Annotated in this window: 16 protein-coding genes; 1 reads left to right on the forward strand and 15 read right to left on the reverse strand. The window is 69.3% G+C overall.

Translation table 11 applies throughout. From position 1 onward, the window contains the following. Window positions 1–12: 12 nt before the first annotated feature. The 5 genes from ACTJLF_RS12045 to ACTJLF_RS12065 all read right to left on the reverse strand — a co-directional run bounded on the left by ACTJLF_RS12045 (window position 13) and on the right by ACTJLF_RS12065 (window position 4,747). Window positions 13–849, reverse strand: coding sequence for a ChbG/HpnK family deacetylase (locus ACTJLF_RS12045; protein ID WP_440883151.1), 837 nt, complete (start codon window positions 847–849; stop codon window positions 13–15). Next, the gene (locus tag ACTJLF_RS12050) at window positions 842–2,470 is read right to left on the reverse strand and encodes an ArnT family glycosyltransferase (protein WP_440883152.1); all 1,629 of its coding nucleotides are present in this window, start codon (window positions 2,468–2,470) and stop codon (window positions 842–844) included. Before ACTJLF_RS12050 ends, ACTJLF_RS12045 begins: the two co-directional genes overlap by 8 nt. Beyond that, window positions 2,467–3,528 carry a glycosyltransferase family 2 protein gene (locus tag ACTJLF_RS12055; RefSeq protein WP_440883153.1) on the reverse strand — a complete coding sequence of 354 codons (1,062 nt, stop codon included), beginning with the start codon at window positions 3,526–3,528 and terminating at the stop codon, window positions 2,467–2,469. Before ACTJLF_RS12055 ends, ACTJLF_RS12050 begins: the two co-directional genes overlap by 4 nt. After that, window positions 3,525–4,121 carry a phosphatase PAP2 family protein gene (locus ACTJLF_RS12060; RefSeq protein WP_019654331.1) on the reverse strand — a complete coding sequence of 199 codons (597 nt, stop codon included), beginning with the start codon at window positions 4,119–4,121 and terminating at the stop codon, window positions 3,525–3,527. The genes ACTJLF_RS12055 and ACTJLF_RS12060 overlap by 4 nt, the downstream gene beginning before the upstream one ends. A 173-nt stretch (window positions 4,122–4,294) precedes the next feature. Continuing rightward, complete coding sequence (locus ACTJLF_RS12065) at window positions 4,295–4,747, reverse strand: hypothetical protein (protein ID WP_019654330.1); 453 nt, start codon at window positions 4,745–4,747, stop codon at window positions 4,295–4,297. Window positions 4,748–4,984: 237 nt separating this feature from the next. Between ACTJLF_RS12065 and ACTJLF_RS12070 the strand changes: the two genes are divergently transcribed. Next, on the forward strand, window positions 4,985–5,359 hold the full coding sequence (locus ACTJLF_RS12070) for a DUF3761 domain-containing protein (RefSeq protein WP_440883154.1): 375 nt from the start codon (window positions 4,985–4,987) through the stop codon (window positions 5,357–5,359). A gap of 92 nt (window positions 5,360–5,451) precedes the next feature. On the opposite strand, the gene ACTJLF_RS12075 is transcribed toward ACTJLF_RS12070, so the two are convergent. The 10 genes from ACTJLF_RS12075 to paaC all read right to left on the reverse strand — a co-directional run bounded on the left by ACTJLF_RS12075 (window position 5,452) and on the right by paaC (window position 16,605). Continuing rightward, the gene (locus ACTJLF_RS12075; RefSeq protein ID WP_019654328.1) at window positions 5,452–6,012 is read right to left on the reverse strand and encodes a methyltransferase family protein; all 561 of its coding nucleotides are present in this window, start codon (window positions 6,010–6,012) and stop codon (window positions 5,452–5,454) included. 29 nt (window positions 6,013–6,041) lie between these two features. Continuing rightward, window positions 6,042–6,800: a glucose 1-dehydrogenase gene (locus ACTJLF_RS12080; RefSeq protein ID WP_184604996.1), complete on the reverse strand. Its 759-nt coding sequence runs from the start codon at window positions 6,798–6,800 to the stop codon at window positions 6,042–6,044. 20 nt (window positions 6,801–6,820) lie between these two features. Further along, window positions 6,821–8,893: a phenylacetic acid degradation bifunctional protein PaaZ gene (paaZ, locus tag ACTJLF_RS12085; protein WP_126182724.1), complete on the reverse strand. Its 2,073-nt coding sequence runs from the start codon at window positions 8,891–8,893 to the stop codon at window positions 6,821–6,823. A 144-nt stretch (window positions 8,894–9,037) separates the two neighbouring features. Continuing rightward, window positions 9,038–9,769: an ABC transporter ATP-binding protein gene (locus ACTJLF_RS12090; protein ID WP_354421902.1), complete on the reverse strand. Its 732-nt coding sequence runs from the start codon at window positions 9,767–9,769 to the stop codon at window positions 9,038–9,040. Next, window positions 9,766–11,679, reverse strand: a complete 1,914-nt coding sequence (locus ACTJLF_RS12095) for a branched-chain amino acid ABC transporter ATP-binding protein/permease (protein WP_440883155.1) — start codon at window positions 11,677–11,679, stop codon at window positions 9,766–9,768. The genes ACTJLF_RS12090 and ACTJLF_RS12095 overlap by 4 nt, the downstream gene beginning before the upstream one ends. Next, window positions 11,676–12,704 carry a branched-chain amino acid ABC transporter permease gene (locus ACTJLF_RS12100; RefSeq protein ID WP_440883156.1) on the reverse strand — a complete coding sequence of 343 codons (1,029 nt, stop codon included), beginning with the start codon at window positions 12,702–12,704 and terminating at the stop codon, window positions 11,676–11,678. Before ACTJLF_RS12100 ends, ACTJLF_RS12095 begins: the two co-directional genes overlap by 4 nt. Window positions 12,705–12,876: 172 nt before the next feature. Continuing rightward, window positions 12,877–14,022, reverse strand: coding sequence for an ABC transporter substrate-binding protein (locus ACTJLF_RS12105; RefSeq protein WP_132752392.1), 1,146 nt, complete (start codon window positions 14,020–14,022; stop codon window positions 12,877–12,879). A 171-nt stretch (window positions 14,023–14,193) separates the two neighbouring features. Continuing rightward, a complete protein-coding gene (paaE, locus tag ACTJLF_RS12110) occupies window positions 14,194–15,279 on the reverse strand; it encodes a 1,2-phenylacetyl-CoA epoxidase subunit PaaE (protein WP_019654321.1) in 1,086 nt (361 codons plus the stop codon). A 22-nt stretch (window positions 15,280–15,301) separates the two neighbouring features. Next, window positions 15,302–15,826: a 1,2-phenylacetyl-CoA epoxidase subunit PaaD gene (gene paaD, locus ACTJLF_RS12115; protein ID WP_126182729.1), complete on the reverse strand. Its 525-nt coding sequence runs from the start codon at window positions 15,824–15,826 to the stop codon at window positions 15,302–15,304. Beyond that, window positions 15,826–16,605 carry a 1,2-phenylacetyl-CoA epoxidase subunit PaaC gene (paaC, locus tag ACTJLF_RS12120; RefSeq protein WP_440883157.1) on the reverse strand — a complete coding sequence of 260 codons (780 nt, stop codon included), beginning with the start codon at window positions 16,603–16,605 and terminating at the stop codon, window positions 15,826–15,828. Before paaC ends, paaD begins: the two co-directional genes overlap by 1 nt. Window positions 16,606–16,623 lie beyond the last annotated feature (18 nt).

The raw sequence follows: 16,623 nt of genomic DNA on the forward strand, positions 1-16,623 counted from the left end.
GGAAGCCCGCGCTCAGGCGGGCTGCAGGCAGCGGGTGAGCGGTGCGAGCGTGACCTCGCTGCCTCCCGCATCGCGCAGGGCCTGGGCGGGCTCCAGCGCGAGCAGCGCGGTGTATTCGCGCAACCGCGCGCCGCCATGCGGATCGCCGGGCATGAGGCCGGCGGACGGATGGCACATGAGCACGTCGCCGGTGCGGCTGGCCGAGAGCCATTCGCGCAGCCGCTGCTCGTGGCTGTTGATGTCGCCCGAGAAGCCGTAGACGCCCAGCAGCCGGCTGCTGGCCGGAATGCCGCGGCGTTCGGCCAGCGCAGCCAGCCGCGCGCCGCCCAGCGCGTGGATGATCTCGGCCTTCAGCCGGTCGGGGCCCTGGCGAAAGCCCGGCGCCGTGTTGCGGATCCAGGGCGGCGACGAGGGATAGCGCCGCGCGATCTCCTCCACCAGCAGTTCGCGCACCACCGGGAACTGGTGCACGTGCCGATGCCCGTCGACGAAGGCGGGCGCGCGGCCCATGGCGTCCTCGAAGCGGGTGAACTGGTCGCGGATGTCGGCCTCGAGCCCGGGCGAGAACACCGTGCGCGTCCAGGTGCGCGCGATCAGGCCGGCCAGGCCCGGTTCGGGGCCGCCGGCATGCGCGGGGCGCGTGAGGTCGAGGTGCAGGCCGGCGTCGAACTCCGAGGGCTCCAGCTGACGCAGCATCCTCGCGCCTGCCAGCCAGGCCTCGCGGCGCACCATGCCGCTGGTGGCGGAGATCTTTCCTTTCGCGGCGAGGTCGAGCACGGCCGAGTTGATGCCGGCGCTCATGCCGAAGTCGTCGGCGCAGATGCACAGGTAGCGGCGCGGTTCAGCCATTGCCGCCGTTCGTTCCGGTGGTGTGGGCGGGCGCCGGGGCGGCGGCCGGGTCGGGGAAGGGCACCGTGTCCAGGCAATGCGGGTCGCCCGTGGCGCTGCCCTTGAAGCGCCAGGCCGCCAGCCCGTCGTTCACCACCACCAGCTGCGCATGGTGCAGCCACGGGTTGGCGAGGTGCGCCGTGTTCGCGCCGACGATCCAGGTGGTGCGCGGCACGCACAGCACTTCGGCGAGCTCCGTGCGATCGACCAGCGTGCGCGCCGCGCGCGCCGGATCGAAGCGGCTCGCGTCGAAGATCTCCTTGCGCCAGTTGTCGCGCGTGTCCTCGGCCGCGGCCTTCCAGTCGTCCGACACCATCACCGGCTCGCGCAGGTTCCAGTAGAACGGAATCTCGTAGTTGTAGGTGTCGAGCATCAGCACCTGTTCACCCGGTGCCACCGCTTGCCCAGCCGGCAGGCGCAGCCGCGAGCCCGGCGGCGACGAATACACCATCACGGCGATCACGCAGCCGATGCAGACCGCGGCCGCCGCCACCGTCATCGCGCGCACCTTCGGCAGCAGGGTCTCCAGCGGGCGTCCCGCCAGCACGCGCTGCGCGATCAGGTACGCCAGCGGCGGCAGCGCCGGGAGCACGTAGCCCACCAGCTTGGAGCGCGGCAGCGAGAAGAACACCACGATCACCGCGAGCCATATCCACATCAGCCGGTCGATGTCCGGCTGGCGGTGGCGCGCCGCGGCGTCGTTCGTCGCGTCGTCCGATCCGCGAGGCACGAACACCCATGCGAACCACGGCAGCGTCAGGCCCGCCAGCACCGGCAGATAGAACCAGAAGCCGTGCTCGTTGTTGAAGCCCGACGACGCGAAGCGCCGGAAGTGCTGGGTGACGACGAAGTAGTCGAAGAACTCCGGATACCTCAGCTGCATCGCGACGAACCACGGCCCGGCCACTGCCAGCAGCACGGCCCAGCCGGGCAGCCACAGCGCGAGGCGCAGCGCCCTGAGCCTGCGCGTTGCGGCGCACCAGATCGCGATCACCATCGCGGGCAGCACGAGTCCGATCAGCCCCTTGGCCAGCAGGCCGGCCGCGGCGAACAGCCAGGCGCCGGCCAGCAGCGCGCGCCATGGCTCCTCGCGCTCGCGGGCCAGTGCCGCGCCCGCCGCCAGCAGCACCGTGGCCGAGATGCAGCCCGCCACCAGCATGTCGAGGTTGGCGAACTGCGCGCCCAGGAAGAAGAAGGGCGTGGTCACCAGCACCACCGTGGACAGCAGCGCCAGGCGCACCGTCGACCAGCGGCGCAGGAAGAGAAAGAGCGCCGCGGCCGCCGCTGCGCCGCCCAGCACGGAAGGCAGCCTCGCCGCCCATTCCACCGGCCCTGCGATCGACATCGCCGCCGCGCCGATCCAGTAGAAGAGCGGCGGCTTGTGGAAGAAGGGCAGTCCGTCGAGCCGTGGCACGAGCCAGTCGCCCGAGTGCAGCATGGCGAGCGCGACGCCGCCGTAGCGGCCCTCGTCGGGCGCCATCAACGGACGCATCCATGCCGTGGCCAGCAGCCAGGCGAGCAGGGCTGCGATGAGCCATATGGGTTGAGGAGCGGTCCACCATGGGGAAGCGGGTCGTTTCATGTCTTTCCGGTCTCGAGTCCCGTGCCGCGTTCGCGGCGCACCACGTACAGCGGACGGCCCTTCACTTCCTCGTAGATGCGGGCGATGTATTCGCCCACGATGCCGGTGGAGATCATCTGGATGCCGATGAAGAACATGAGGCTCACCACGATGGTGGTCCAGCCCGAGACTTCGTTGCCGAACAGCAGGTAGTTGATGGCCACGAAGGCGCCGTAGGCGAAGGCAGGTATCGCGAGCATGAGGCCCGCCACGCTGACCGCGCGCAGCGGCCAGGTGGTGAAGGCGGTGAGCCCGTCCATGGCCAGGCGCACCAGCCGGCGCTTGTTGAAAGTGCTCTTGCCTTCCGCGCGCGGCGCGGGCGTGTAGGGCAGCGCCACCGCACGGAAGCCCACCCAGGCGTACAGGCCCTTCATGAAGCGGCTGCGCTCGGGCAGGCTCATGAGCGCGTCGACCACCTTGCGGTCCATCAGGCGGAAGTCGCCCGCGTCCTTGGGCACGGCGAAGCGGTCGGACCCGTTGATCAGGCTGTAGAAGAGCTTGCTGCCGAGCTGCTTGAAGCGGCTCTCGTCGCTGCGCTGCTCGCGCACCGCGTACACCACCTCGGCGCCGGCCACCCACTGCGCGATCATGGTGTGGATGAGTTCCGGCGAATGCTGCAGGTCACCGTCGAGCAGCACCACCGCGTCGCCCGTGGCGGCGGCGAGGCCCGCGGTGAGCGCGGCCTCCTTGCCGAAGTTGCGCGACAGCGAGATGCAGCGAAAGCCCGAGAGCTCGCACCACGCCTCGGCCACAGCGACGGTGTCGTCGGTGCTGCCGTCGTCCACCACGATGATCTCCCAGCGCATGCGCGTGTCCCAGAGGATGTCCTCCAGCAGCGGCAGCAGGTGCCGCAGGTTCGCGGCTTCGTTGAAGCACGGGATCACGCAGGAGATGCTGCGCGTCGAATCGGGTGCCGCATGCGGCACGTCGGTGTCCGCGCGCGTGGCGGGGAGGGCTTCGGCCTGTGGCATGCGCATCGGCGCGCGGGCATGCCGGCCGTTGTCGGTCGAGGAAATCATGGATGCCTCCAGAAAGAAGCGGCCGCTTGCCTGTTGTCGCGGGCGCGGCCGGCCGGCGACGCTGGAAAAGAGAAGAAGCGATGTGCCAGGAGCTGCACGACGAGGAGCGCGCCCGCAATGGCGCCTCCGAGCAGCAGGCCCGCGGCGATGTCGATCGGGAAATGCACGCCCACGTAGACGCGCGCCCAGCCCGTGAGGGCCGCGAGCGCCAGCAGCGGCATGGCCAGCCTGCGCAGCCCCGGGCGCAGCAGGAAGGCCAGGGCCACCATGAACATCACGGTCGCGTGCGTGCTCGGCAGCGAGCCGCGGCCGGCGTGCTCGATGTAGGCGGGTGCGAGCCCGAGCACGAAGGGGCGCGGCGCGTTCACTGCCTGGGCGATCGCATGGGAGGCCATCGACGAGAGGCCCGCGAAGGCCGCGACGATGCACAGGTAGGCGCGTTCCTCGCGATACCGCCACAGCGCGAACACGACCAGGGCCGCGCTCACCCAGCTGCCCCAGAGCGCGAAGGCGGATGCGACGGACAGCACCCACGGCGTCGGCTGCGTGCCGGCCGTGAGCCATTGGAAGAGCGCGAGATTCAGCGAATTCATGACGCCACCTTCTTCGGCGCGGTCGGGAAGTGGAAGGAAAAAATGGGCGAGCGAAGCCACGCGCCACCACGGGCGCAACAAGCGAAACCGGACATGGTCGAACCTTTCGACAGGGGAAGAGATGGCCCGCTGCAGGACGCAGCAGACCGCCTCGACGCACGAGGCGTCGTGTCTCAGGTGGCGGAAGGTGGCGCGACGGTCGGCGGCAGGCGCCGCCAGGGCTGCGAGGGAGGTGGCGCGCCGCCGTGCGGAGGCACGTGTTCGGGCGCTTCGCGCACGATGGGAACCGCGAGCCGTGCGACGGCGAGCGCCAGCGGCAGGAGCGCCAGCACCATCGCCATCAGCGTGCTCAGCGCGAGGTCGAAGGCATCGGGATGGTCGATGCTCGCAGGAGCCTGTGCGAACAGCGTGGTCTCGCGGTCGGACGGGTGGTCCGCGCGGTCGTCGGCTTCGAACTGGGTGGTGTCGCTGGCGCTGCGCACGCGCAGCATCGGCTCGTCTTCCAGCCCGTCGCAGCGGAAATGGACCGCGATGAAGGGCTGCAGAAGAATGAGCAGCATGCCCGCCACACACCACGCCTTGTGGTGTGCGTCGACGAAACGGCGGACGCGTGCGAGCAACAGCATGGGCGAATGCTATGAGGCTCGTGTGAACCGAACCTGATCGGGCGGGTCAGCATCCCGCAAGGTTCAGGATGACGCCCGTATGAAAAGGATGTCGAGGTCGATGCGCCTTGCGAACGTGAAAAAGGTCTCGCGCCGTACGGCTCGTCACACATCGGCGTAAACATTCGTCAACTGCGCTGCTGCGAGCGCGTTGGTCGCTGCATGCACGTGCTTTCGTGCGATTCACAAGGAGCGATCTTGAAGAAGACCCTTTTCCTGCTGGCGGCCAGTTCCGTCCTTGTCGTCTCTGCCTTTGCACAGCAACCAGCCGCTCCCGCGACGACCAGCCCTGCCACCGCGCCGGCCGCTGCCACGGCACCTGCTCCTGCGGCGACGAAGCCCGCTGCTGCGCCTGCTGCGGCCGCACCCGCTGCAGCAGCGGCCAAGCCCGCAGCCGCGCCTGCCGCCTCCACGACTGCAGCGGCACCCGCCGCCGGCCAGGTATGGGTCAACGGCAAGGTCTATCACTGCGCCAACGACAAGTACTTCGGCAAGACCAAGCGCGGCTCGTACATGTCAGAAGCCGATGCGAAGGCCAAGGGCGCACACGCCGCCCACGGCAAGGCGTGCTGAGCGTCGAGACCACGTGAATAGCGCCCCTGACGGGGCGCTTTCTCTTTGGCGCAGCGGAAGTGCCTGCGCCTTCTCGAGCGGGGCGACAGCCCCTAGAACAGGAACGGAATGAAGCGCCGCGTGCCGCGCATGTATGCACGGTAGTCGTCGCCGAAGTGCGCGATGCATTCCTGTTCGTCGCGCAGCGCCGTCATGAACAGCAGCACCGTGGCCGCCAGCACCAGCGCGAGCGTGAGCCAGCTGAACTGCTTCATGAAGGCGCCCCATGCCAGCAGCAGCAGCGCCGTGTACATGGGATGGCGGATGTAGCGGAACGCGCCGCTGCTGACGATGGCCGAGGTCTTCTCGAAGCCGTAGAGCGCCGGATCGTCGTTGCGCGCGTCGCTGGGCTTGCCCTGGGCCTTGAGCAGCCGCACCGCGTGGATCGGCAGCCAGATCGACAGCACGAAGAAGAGCGAGGAAACGATCTGCCTGGGCGAGAACGGATCGTCGTGCCACCAGGGCAGGTTCAGCACGATCAGCACCAGCATGCACTCCCACGCGAAGAAGCGGTAGAAGCCGTGCGAGCCCGGCTGGCTCAGCGGGCCGCGCGACACGTACACCAGCGCGGCAGTGCCGGCGACGAGAAGGAATATCTGGATCCAGAAGAGCATGGCCGGCGAATTTACACGGCCCGCGGGCTTCAGCCCGAAATGGAGAAGCCGCCGTCTACGGGTATTGCGGTGCCGGTCACGTAGTCGGACGCTGCGCTCGCGAGGAACACGGCGGTGCCGGCGATGTCGGCCGGCTGGCCCCAGCGGCCTGCGGCGGCGCGGGCGTTCACCCGTTCGTAGAGGCCCGGCACCTGGCTGCGCGCGCCGTCGGTCAGCTCGGTCTCGAACCAGCCGGGCAGGATCGCGTTGACCTGGATGTTGTCTGGAGCCCACGAGAGCGCCGTCGACTTGGTGAGCTGCACGATGCCGGCCTTGCTCGCCGCATAGGCCGGCGCGTAGGCCGCGCCGAAGATCGACATCATCGAGCCGATGTTGATGATCTTTCCGCCGCCCGCGGCCTTGAGGTGCGGGTGCGCGGCACGGCTGCACAGGAAGGCGCTGGTGAGGTTGGTGTTCATCACCTTGTGCCAGTCGTCCAGCGGGAGCTGGTCGACCGGCTTGCGGATGTTGGTGCCGGCGTTGTTGACGAGGATGTCGAGCCGGCCGGCGCGCGCGGCGGCTTCGTCGAACAGCTTCTGCACCGAGGCCTCGTCGCTCACGTCGGCCTCCAGCGCGAAGCTGTCGCTGCCGAGCGCCTTCAGTGCCTCGACCGCCGCGGCCGACTTCTGCGCATTGCGCGCGGCCACGATGACGCGGGCGCCGGCCCTGGCAAGGCCCTGGGCCATGCCGAGGCCGATGCCCCCGTTGCCGCCCGTGACGAGCGCTACCTTGCCGGTGAGGTCGAACATGGAGGACGAGGAAGATTGCATCAGGCGTTGGCCGAGGCTGCAGCGGCTTCGGGCTTCTTGGAGACGAGGGTCAGGATATCGTAGCTGGCGACCAGCTCGCCGTCCTGGTTGGTCACCTCCACGTCCCATGCCACCACGCCCTGGCCCTGGCCGCTTGCGTCCTTCTTGTTGCGGTCGATCTTGCGCTTGCAGGTCAGGCGCGCGCGGATGGTGTCGCCGATGCCCACGGGCTTGGTGAAGCGCAGCGTATCGAGGCCGTAGTTGGCCAGCACCGGCCCCGGCGAGGGCGACACGAACAGGCCCGCCGCCGCCGACAGCACGAAGTAGCCGTGCGCGATGCGCTTGCCGAAGGGCGACTCCCTGGCCGCCACTTCGTCGAAGTGCATGTAGAAGTAGTCGCCCGAGATGCCGCCGAAGGCCACGATGTCTGCCTCGCTCACCGTGCGGCGGTGCGTGAGCAGCGAGTCGCCGACGCGCAGGTCCTCGAAGTAGCGGCGGAAGGGATGCACCTCGCTCTCGCGCACGGCCGCGCCGCGCACGTGCTCGCCGGTGATGGCGGCCAGCATGGTGGGCGAGCCCTGCACGGCGGTGCGCTGCAGGTAGTGCTTCACCGCGCGCAGGCCGCCCAGTTCCTCGCCGCCGCCCGCGCGGCCCGGGCCGCCGTGCTTGAGCTGCGGCAGCGGCGAGCCGTGGCCGGTCGATTCGGCAGCGGCCTCGCGGTCGAGCACCAGCAGGCGGCCGTGCCATGCGGCAGCCACCGGGATCGCCTTGGCAGCGGTGGCCGGGTCGCGGGTGACCAGCGTGCCGACCAGGCTGCCCCGGCCGCGCGCGGCCAGCGCCAGCGCCTCGTCGATGCCGTCGTAGGGCATCAGCGTGCTGACGGGGCCGAAGGCCTCCACGTCATGCGCCGCGTCGTGTTCGAGCGGCTTGCGGCTCAACAGCAGCGTGGGCGCGAAGAAGGCGCCTTCGCCCACGCCGTCGCCCACCGGCGAGAAGCCGTCGCGCTCGCCGTACACCAGCTCCGCGCCCTTGAGCAGCGTGGCCACTCGCTCGGCCACGTCGGCCTGCTGGTCGCGCGAGGCCAGCGCCCCCATGCGCACTTCCTCGCGCGAGGGGTCGCCCACGACCGTCTTCGCGAGCCGCGCGCGCAGGCGCTCGGCCACCGCGTCGAGGTGCTGTCGCGGCACGATCGCGCGGCGGATGGCGGTGCATTTCTGGCCGGCCTTCACGGTCATCTCGCGCGCCACTTCCTTCACGAAGAGATCGAACTCCTCGTCGTCGGGCGTCACGTCGGGCGCGAGGATCGCGCAGTTGAGCGAGTCGGCCTCGGCGTTGAACGGGATCGACTGGCGCACGATGTTCGGGTGCACGCGCAGCTTCGCCGCCGTGTCGGCCGAGCCGGTGAAGGTGACCACGTCGGGCCCTTCAAGCCGGTCGAGCAGGTCGCCCGTGCTGCCGATGACCAGCTGCAGCGCGCCTTCGGGCAGGATGCCCGACTGCACGATCAGCCGCACCAGCGCCTCGGTGAGATAGCTGGTGGCCGTGGCCGGCTTGCCGATGCAGGGCATGCCCGCGAGGAAGCTCGGCGCGAACTTCTCGAGCAGCCCCCACACCGGGAAGTTGAAGGCGTCGATGTGCACCGCCACGCCGCCGCGCGGCACCAGGATGTGCGTGCCCGCGAAGCCGCCCTTCTTGCCGAGCGGGAAGGCCGGGCCTTCATGCACCAGGTTGCCCGAGGGCAGCTCGTTGGTGCCGATGCCGGCGTAGGCGCTGAGCGTACCGGCGCCGCCTTCGATGTCGATCCAGCTGTCGGCGCGCGTGGCGCCGGTGTGGGCCGAGATGGCGTAGAGCGTTTCCTTGTTCGCTGCGAGGAACTTGGCCAGCGCCTTCAGGCGTTCGGCGCGCTGCTGGAAGTCGAGCTTCATGAGCGCCGGGATGCCGATGCGCCGCGCATGGGCCAGCGCCTCGGCGAAGTCGATGGCCTCGGCATGCGTGGCGGCCACGGGCTTGCCGTTGACGGCGCTGCGCAGCTGCTGCGCGGCCTGCTGGCCGATCCAGCGGCCGGCGATGTAGCTTTGGAGGGTGGTGGTCATGGTGCGGGTCCTTTGCGTGTTGCTCCTTCCCCCTCTGGGGGAAGGCTGGGATGGGGGCAGCCACGTCCTCGAAGGCTGCGCGGCGGTGGAGGCCGCCGTGCCCCCACCCCTGCCCTCCCCCAGCGGGGGAGGGTGAAAGTCAAGTCACTCTTTCTTGCCGATACCCAGATAGGTATCGATGATCCGCTGGTCGTGCAGCAGGTCGCGCGCCTTGCCTTCGAGCGCCACGGCGCCCATTTCCAGCACATAGGCGCGATCGGCCACCTGCAGCGCGGCGCGGGCGTTCTGTTCCACCAGCAGCACCGACACGCCGTGGCTGCGCAGCTGCGACACCACGCGCAGCACCTCGCGCACCACCAGCGGGGCGAGGCCGAGCGAAGGCTCGTCGAGCATCAGCAGGCGGGGCCGCGCCATCAGCGCGCGGCCGATGGCCAGCATCTGGCGCTCGCCGCCGGAGAGCGTCGATGCCATCTGCACGCGGCGTTCTTTCAATCGCGGGAAGATGGCGAAGATCTCGTCCATGCGCGCACGCTGGTCGCGCTTGCCCTTGCGCCACTGGTAGAAGCCGCCGAGCAGCAGGTTGTCTTCGACCGACATCTCGCCGAACAGCTCGCGCCGCTCGGGCACCAGCGCGACGCCGCGCGACACCATGGTCTCGACGCTGGGGCGCGAGACGCGCTCGCCGTCCAGCAGCAGCTGGCCGGTGGAAGGCAGCAGGCCCATCGCCGCGCACAGCAGCGTGGTCTTGCCGGCGCCGTTGGGGCCGATCACGGTGACGATCTCGCCCTCGTTCACCTGCAGGCGCACGCTGTGCACCGCTTCAACGGTGCGGTAGGCGACGCAGAAGCCGTCGAGTTGAAGCAGGGGATGGCTCATCTTGCGTCTTCCAGCAATTCGTCGTCGGCACCGCCCAGGTAGGCTTCGAGCACGCGCGGGTTGGCCTGCACTTCGGCGGGCGTGCCGGTGGCGATGACGGTGCCGAACTCGAGCACCGTGATGCGGTCGGCGAGGTTCATCACGAATTCCATGTCGTGCTCCACCACCAGGATGCCGAGGCCCTCGGCGCGCAGCTGCGCGAGCAGTTCCGAGAGGGCGCGCTTCTCCAGGTGGCGCAGGCCGGCGGCAGGCTCGTCCAGCAGCAGCACCGAGGGTTGTCCGGCGAGCGCACGGGCGATCTCCACCACGCGCTGCTGCCCGAGCGAGAGCGACGCCGCGGGCGTGTCGGCATGCGCGCCGAGGCCGCAGCGTTCGATCTGCCTGCGGGCCTCGGCCATCAGGGCGGCCTCTTCGGCGCGGTCCAGGCGCAGCATGGCCGACAGCCAGCCGCGCCTGGCACGCAGGTGGGCGCCGAGCGCCACGTTCTCGACCACGCTGCGCTGGCCGAGCAGCCGCACGTGCTGGAAGGTGCGGCCCAGGCCCAGCGAGGCGAAGGCGCGCGAGGGCTTGCCCGACATGGGCTGGCCGACCAGCCGCACTTCGCCGGTGGTCGGGTCGTCCACGCCCGAGATCATGTTGAAGAAGGTGCTCTTGCCGGCCCCGTTGGGCCCGATCAGCGCATGCACCTCGCCGGCCTTCAGCGTCATCGAGATGTCGTTGTTGGCCACCAGGCCGCCGAAGCGCTTGCTCACGCCGTCGGCCTGCAGCAGCAGCGTGCCGGCGGCGGGCACCACACGCTGCGCGAGCTGTACCGTGGTCGATGCGGCAGGGCCGGCACCTGCGGCGCGCGGCACTTCGCGCACCCAGCGGCGCGACAGCCGAGCGAGCGTGGGCCACAGGCCGTCCGCGAAGCGCTGCAGCACGAACAGCATCAGCAGGCCGAACACCACCACCTCGAAGTTGCCGCTGGTGCCCAGCAGCGCGGGCAGCACATCCTGCAGCTTCTCCTTGAGCAGCGTGATCAGCGTCGCGCCCAGCACCGCGCCCCACAGATGGCCCGCGCCGCCGACCACCGCCATGAACAGCATCTCGATGCCGATGTTCAGGTTGAAGGGCGTCGGGTTCACGAAGCGCTGCATGTGCGCATAGAGCCAGCCCGAGATGGCAGCGAGCAGTGCCGCCAGCACGAACAGCTTGATGCGGTGGCGCGCGGTGTCCACGCCCATCGACTCGGCCATCAACCGGCCGCCCTTGAGTGCGCGGATGGCGCGGCCCTCGCGCGAATCGAGCAGGTTGTGCATGGCCCACAGCGCGAGCAGCAGCACGGCCCAGATCACCACGCCCAGCATGCGCGGCGTGGCGAAGGAGACGCCAGCCACCACCAGCGGCGGAATGCCGGTGATGCCGGTCTGGCCGCCAAGGAACTCCATGTTGCCCAGCAGGAAGTACAGGCTCAGGCCCCAGGCGATGGTGCACAGTGGCAAGTAGTGGCCAGAGAGCTTGAGCGTGACCGCGCCGAGCGTCCACGCCAGCGCGAAGGTCAGCACCAGCCCGAGCAGCAGGCCCAGCCACGGCACCAGCGCGGAGCCTGCGAGGCCGCCGAGCCAGCCGGCGGCCGTGGGCGAGGTGCAGATCCAGGCGGTGGCGTATGCGCCCATGCCGACGAAGGCGGCCTGGCCGAAGGAGGTCATGCCGCCCACGCCCGTCAGCAGCACCAGTCCGACCGCGACCAGCGCGTACAGGCCGATGTTGCTGAGCACGCTGACGGTGAACTCGGGCAGCCAGCCCCAGGCCAGCGCGAGCGCGACGATGAAGACGAGGGTGAGCACGCGCGGCGTCACGAGCGGGCGGCCCTCGGGCACGGCGTTCGCGGCGGCAGATGCGGTTGGGGATGAAGACGACGGGTTCATTCCTCGTCCTCCACGTGATGGCTGTTCAGCGAGCGCCACAGGAGCACCGGGATGATCAGGGTGAAGACCAGCACTTCCTTGTACGCGCTGGCCCAGAAGGAAGAGAAGGTCTCCAGCAGGCCGACCAGCAGCGCGCCCGCGAGCGCCAGCGGATAGCTCGCGAGCCCGCCGACGATGGCGGCCACGAAGCCCTTCAGGCCGATGAGGAAGCCGGTGTCGTAGTAGACCGTGGTGATCGGTGCGATCAGCAGACCCGAGATGGCGCCGATCACCGCCGCCAGCGCGAAGCTCAGGTCGCCCGAGAGCTCGGTGGGAATGCCCGACAGCCGTGCGCCCACGCGATTGATGGCGGTGGCGCGCAGCGCCTTGCCGACCATCGAGCGGCCGAAGAACCAGAACATCGCGATCACCAGCACCAGCGTGACGCCGACCACCACCAGCGACTGGCCGTTGACCGGAATGCCGCCAAGGTCGAAGCGCGCTTCCGAGAACGCGCTGGTGCGCGAGCCCTCGGCGCCGAAGAAGAAGAGGCCGAGGCCCACGAGCACGCCATGCAGCGCCACCGACACGATCAGCAGCATCAGCACGCTGGCATCGGCCAGCGGGCGATAGGCGACGCGATACAGCAGCGGACCCAGCGGCGCGATCAGCACCAGCGTGGCGAGCGACTGCATCGCGAGAGAGGTGGGCTTGAAGCCGAGAATCAGCACCGCCGCGATGGCCGGGAAGGCCACGCACCAGGTCAGGGCCGAGCGCCAGTCGACGGTGGCGCCGCGCTTCCAGCGCCAGGCCTCCACCACCAGCACGATCACGGCCAGCGCCAGCAGCAGCCACAGCGTGGAGGGCGCCCGCCCGCCCTGCAGCGCGGCCATCGACAGCGCACCGAAGGCGACGAACTCGCCCTGCGGGATGAAGATCACGCGCGTGACCGAAAACACCAGCACCAGCGCGAGCGCCATCAGTCCGTAGACCGCGCCGTTCACGATGCCGTCCTGCCCGAGCAACAGGGCGATCTGCAAATCCATAAAACAACCTTCGGGCGTCGCCCTTGTATCGACTCAGTGCATTGCATTGCTCCTTCCCCCTCTGGGGGAAGGTCGGGATGGGGGCATCCGCGCGCTCAATGCTGCGCGAAGGTCGAAGCCGTAGAGCCCCCACCCCGGCCCTCCCCCAGCGGGGGAGGGAGCAAGCGCGGGATCAGGGTTGGTATTTCCAGGCGCCGTTCTCGATGCGCACCATCACGCGTGCGCGCTGGTCCAGGCCCAGGTGGTCCTGTGCGGTCATGTTGAACACGCCGTGCGCGCCGGCCACTTCCTTGGTCTGCTCCAGCGCGTCGCGCAGTGCGGCGCGGAACTCGGGCGTGCCGGGCTGGGCCTTCTTCAGCGCGACGGGCACGGCCGAGCTCATCAGCAGGCCGGCGTCCCAGGCGTGGCCGCCGAAGGTCGAGACCGAGCCCTTGCCGTAGGCGGCTTCATAGGCGGACACGTAGGCGAGCGCGGACTTCTTCACGGGGTTGCTGGCGGGCAGCTGGTCGGCCACGAGCACCGGGCCTGCGGGCAGGAAGGTGCCTTCCACGTCCTTGCCGCCCACGCGCAGGAAGTCGGCGTTGGCCACGCCGTGGGTCTGGTACATCTTGCCGGTGTAGCCGCGTTCCTTCAGCGTCTTCTGCGGCAGCGCGGCCGGCGTGCCGGAGCCGGCGACGAGCACCGCGTCGGGCTTGGCGGCCATGATCTTCAGGGCCTGGCCGGTCACCGAGGTGTCGGTGCGGGCATAGCGCTCGTTGGCCACGATCTTGATCTTCTTCAGGTCGGCGGCCTTGGCGAACTCCTGCGACCAGCCTTCGCCGTACGCGTCGGAGAAACCGATGAAGGCGACGGTCTTCACGCCGTTGGCGGCCATGTGCTCGGCGATGGCCAGCGACATCATGATGTCGTTCTGCGGCGTCTTGAACACCCACTTCTTCTTGGCGTCCATCGGCTCGATGATGCGCGCCGACGCGGCCACCGAGATCATCGGCGTCTGCGCCTCGGCGGCCACGTCGATCATGGCGAGCGAGGCCGGCGTGGTGGTCGAGCCCAGGATCACGTCGACCTTGTTCTCCGCGATGAGCTTGCGCGTGTTGTTGACGGCCGCGGTGGTGTCGGAGGCATCGTCCAGCACGATGTAGTTGATCTTCTGCCCGCCGATCGTCTTGGGCATCAGCGAGATGGTGTTCTTCTCGGGGATGCCCAGCGAGGCTGCCGGGCCCGTGGCCGAGATGGTCACGCCGACGTTGACGTCGGCCCAGGCCGCGAGGGCCGAGGCGCACAGGGCGACGGTCAGCAGGGGCTTGAAGAATTTCATGGTTGGCTTGTCTCCGGGTTGAAAATCGACTGAGGCCTGAAGTATCTCCGTTGCAGGTGTCTTTTTCAGGGCACCGGTGGAGCCGGCTTTGCCGGGCCACCAGGTGCGCCCCCTTGAGGGGGAATCCGAAGCGACACGAAGTGCGCGGAGATTCAGGGTTGGATTCATCTTTCAGCGCTCGTCGAACGACAGCGTGACGCGTTCGGTCAGGGGGTGCGCCTGGCAGGTCAATACGAAACCCGCGGCGACTTCATTCTTGTCGAGCGCGAAGTTTCTTTCCATGCGGACTTCCCCGTCCACGCACTTCGCGCGGCACGTTCCGCACACGCCCGAGGTGCACGAGAAGGGCACCTCGAGGCCCGCGGCCGATGCCGCGTCGAGGATGCTGGGCTGCCCTTCGGTGAAGGTGATCTCGCGCTGCAGGCCGTCGCGCACGATGACGATGCGTGCCTGCTTCGCATCGCCGGGCTGGGCCTCGTGCACCACCGCGCCCACCTGGCTGGCCGAAGGCAGCGCGACGCCGAAGCGCTCGATGTGGATGCGGTCTTCCGGCACGCCGGCTGCCAGCAGCGCGGCCTCGGCCTCGTCGTTCATCTGGAAGGGGCCACAAACGTAGACGTGGTCGATGTCCGCGGCAGGCACCACGCTCGCGAGAAACTCGCCGATCTTCTCGCGGTTCATCACGCCGAAGCCCAGCGGCGAATCGGTGTGCTCGTCGGAGAACACATGCTGCAGCACGAGGCGAGTCATGTAGCGGTTCTTCAGGTCCTCGATCTCTTCCTTGAACATCGTGGACTGCAGCTGGCGGTTGCCGTAGATCAGCGTGAAGCGGCTGTGCGGCTCGCGCGCCAGCACCGTCTTCATGATCGACAGGATGGGCGTGATGCCGCTGCCGCCCGCGATGCCGACGTGGTGGCGCGCCGCCTCCGGCTCGATGGGCACGAAGAAGCGGCCCTGCGGCGCCATCACCTGGATGGCATCGCCGGGCTTGAGGCTGGCGTTGATCCAGTTGGAGAACACGCCGCCGCGCACCTTGCGCACGCCGACGCGCAGCTCGCCGTCGTCGAGGCCGGCGCAGATCGAATAGGAGCGGCGAAGGTCCTGGCCGTCGATCTCGTGGCGCAGCGTGAGGTACTGGCCCTGCGTGAAGCCGAAGACCTGCTGCAGGTCGGCCGGCACCTCGAAGGAGACGATGACGGCCTCGGCGGTGTCGGGCTCGATGGCCTTCACGCGCAGGGGATGGAAGAGGGTGCTCATCGTGTGGAACGCTTTTCTCTTGTTAGATCGGCTTGAAGTGTTCGAAAGGTTCTTTGCACGCCATGCAGCGATACAGGGCCTTGCAGGCAGTGGAGCCGAATGCGGAAAGCCGCTCGGTGCGCTCGCTCGCGCAGCGCGGGCAGGCGATGCGCTCGCCGGCGATGCGGCCGAAGAGCCTGATGGGCACGGCGGTGCCCGCGGCCTGTTCGGCATTCAGGTGCGCGGGCGGCGCGATGCCGTAGGCCTTGAGCTTGGCGCGGCCCTCGTCGCTGATCCAGTCGCTGGTCCATGCGGGCGCTCGGCGCAGCGTGGCGCGCGCGCGGCCCAGGCCGGCCTGCTCGACGGCGGCGAGCACGTCGTGCTCGATGGCCTCGGTGGCGGGGCAGCCGGAGTAGGTCGGCGTGAGCACGATCTCCAGGCCGTCGTCGTGCTCGATCACCTCGCGCACGATGCCCAGGTCGCACACCGACACGGCCGGCACCTCCGGGTCGGGCACGTTGTGCAGCACGGCCCATGCCGCGTCGACGCGCGAGGCCAGTGCGTTCATCACCACACGCCTCCGGGATAGGTGCGTTGCAGGTGCTGCATCTCCGCGAGGATGTAGCCCATGTGCTCGCTGTGCACGCCGTGCTTGCCGGTGCTGCGGAAGGCGGCTTCCTTCGGCATGGCGAGGCCGGCCGCGTCCAGCACCTGCCGCATCTCGGCGAGCCAGGGTTCGCGCAGCTCGCTCCATGCGGGGCCGAGGCCGCTGGCGCTGGCCGCGGCATCCACCTCGTCGCTGAAGAAGAGCTCGGGCATGTAGAGCCACAGCTGCTTCAGCGCCTTCTCGGTGCGGCGGCGCGATTCGTCGGTCCCGTCGCCCAGGCGCACCACCCAGTCGCCCGAATGCTGCTGGTGGTAGCGCGCTTCCTTCAGCGCCTTGCCGGCGATGGCCGCCACCTCGGGGTCGTTCGATGCCGCCAGGCGCTGCCACAGCAGCTTGAGCAGCGTCGACACCATGGTGTTGCGCACGACAGCGAAGGCGAAGTCGCCGCGCGGCAGTTCGGCGATGGTGAGGTTGAAGTAGTCGCGCTCGTCGCGCAGGTAGGCGAGCTGGTCCTCGTCGTGCTCGCGGCCGGTGCCTTCGAGCTTGCCGGCGTGCGTGAGCAGCGCGCGGGCCTGGCCGACGAGGTCGAGCGCGATGTTGGCCATCGCGATGTCTTCCTCCAGCACGGGCGCGTGGCCGCACCATTCGCCCAGGCGCTGCGCCAGCACCAGGCAGGTGTCGCCGATGCGCAGCAGGTATTGCACGGCGGGCGTGCGGTTCAGTTCGATGGATGCTTGCATGATGCTTCCGTCAATGGC

The organism is Variovorax sp. 22077 (genome assembly GCF_052044195.1).
GTDB lineage: Bacteria > Pseudomonadota > Gammaproteobacteria > Burkholderiales > Burkholderiaceae_C > Variovorax > Variovorax atrisoli.

What these genes read in the sequence shown, in the direction of transcription:
- ACTJLF_RS12095 (WP_440883155.1), bottom strand. Translation starts at nt 11,679, where the DNA reads ATGAACCCGTCGTCTTCATCCCCAACCGCATCTGCCGCCGCGAACGCC.
- ACTJLF_RS12080 (WP_184604996.1), bottom strand. Translation starts at nt 6,800, where the DNA reads ATGTTCGACCTCACCGGCAAGGTAGCGCTCGTCACGGGCGGCAACGGG.
- ACTJLF_RS12045 (WP_440883151.1), bottom strand. Translation starts at nt 849, where the DNA reads ATGGCTGAACCGCGCCGCTACCTGTGCATCTGCGCCGACGACTTCGGC.
- ACTJLF_RS12060 (WP_019654331.1), bottom strand. Translation starts at nt 4,121, where the DNA reads ATGAATTCGCTGAATCTCGCGCTCTTCCAATGGCTCACGGCCGGCACG.
- ACTJLF_RS12090 (WP_354421902.1), bottom strand. Translation starts at nt 9,769, where the DNA reads ATGAGCCATCCCCTGCTTCAACTCGACGGCTTCTGCGTCGCCTACCGC.
- ACTJLF_RS12100 (WP_440883156.1), bottom strand. Translation starts at nt 12,704, where the DNA reads ATGGATTTGCAGATCGCCCTGTTGCTCGGGCAGGACGGCATCGTGAAC.
- paaE (WP_019654321.1), bottom strand. Translation starts at nt 15,279, where the DNA reads ATGAGCACCCTCTTCCATCCCCTGCGCGTGAAGGCCATCGAGCCCGAC.
- ACTJLF_RS12075 (WP_019654328.1), bottom strand. Translation starts at nt 6,012, where the DNA reads ATGCTCTTCTGGATCCAGATATTCCTTCTCGTCGCCGGCACTGCCGCG.
- paaC (WP_440883157.1), bottom strand. Translation starts at nt 16,605, where the DNA reads ATGCAAGCATCCATCGAACTGAACCGCACGCCCGCCGTGCAATACCTG.
- paaZ (WP_126182724.1), bottom strand. Translation starts at nt 8,893, where the DNA reads ATGACCACCACCCTCCAAAGCTACATCGCCGGCCGCTGGATCGGCCAG.
- ACTJLF_RS12050 (WP_440883152.1), bottom strand. Translation starts at nt 2,470, where the DNA reads ATGAAACGACCCGCTTCCCCATGGTGGACCGCTCCTCAACCCATATGG.
- ACTJLF_RS12055 (WP_440883153.1), bottom strand. Translation starts at nt 3,528, where the DNA reads ATGATTTCCTCGACCGACAACGGCCGGCATGCCCGCGCGCCGATGCGC.
- ACTJLF_RS12105 (WP_132752392.1), bottom strand. Translation starts at nt 14,022, where the DNA reads ATGAAATTCTTCAAGCCCCTGCTGACCGTCGCCCTGTGCGCCTCGGCC.
- ACTJLF_RS12065 (WP_019654330.1), bottom strand. Translation starts at nt 4,747, where the DNA reads ATGCTGTTGCTCGCACGCGTCCGCCGTTTCGTCGACGCACACCACAAG.
- paaD (WP_126182729.1), bottom strand. Translation starts at nt 15,826, where the DNA reads ATGAACGCACTGGCCTCGCGCGTCGACGCGGCATGGGCCGTGCTGCAC.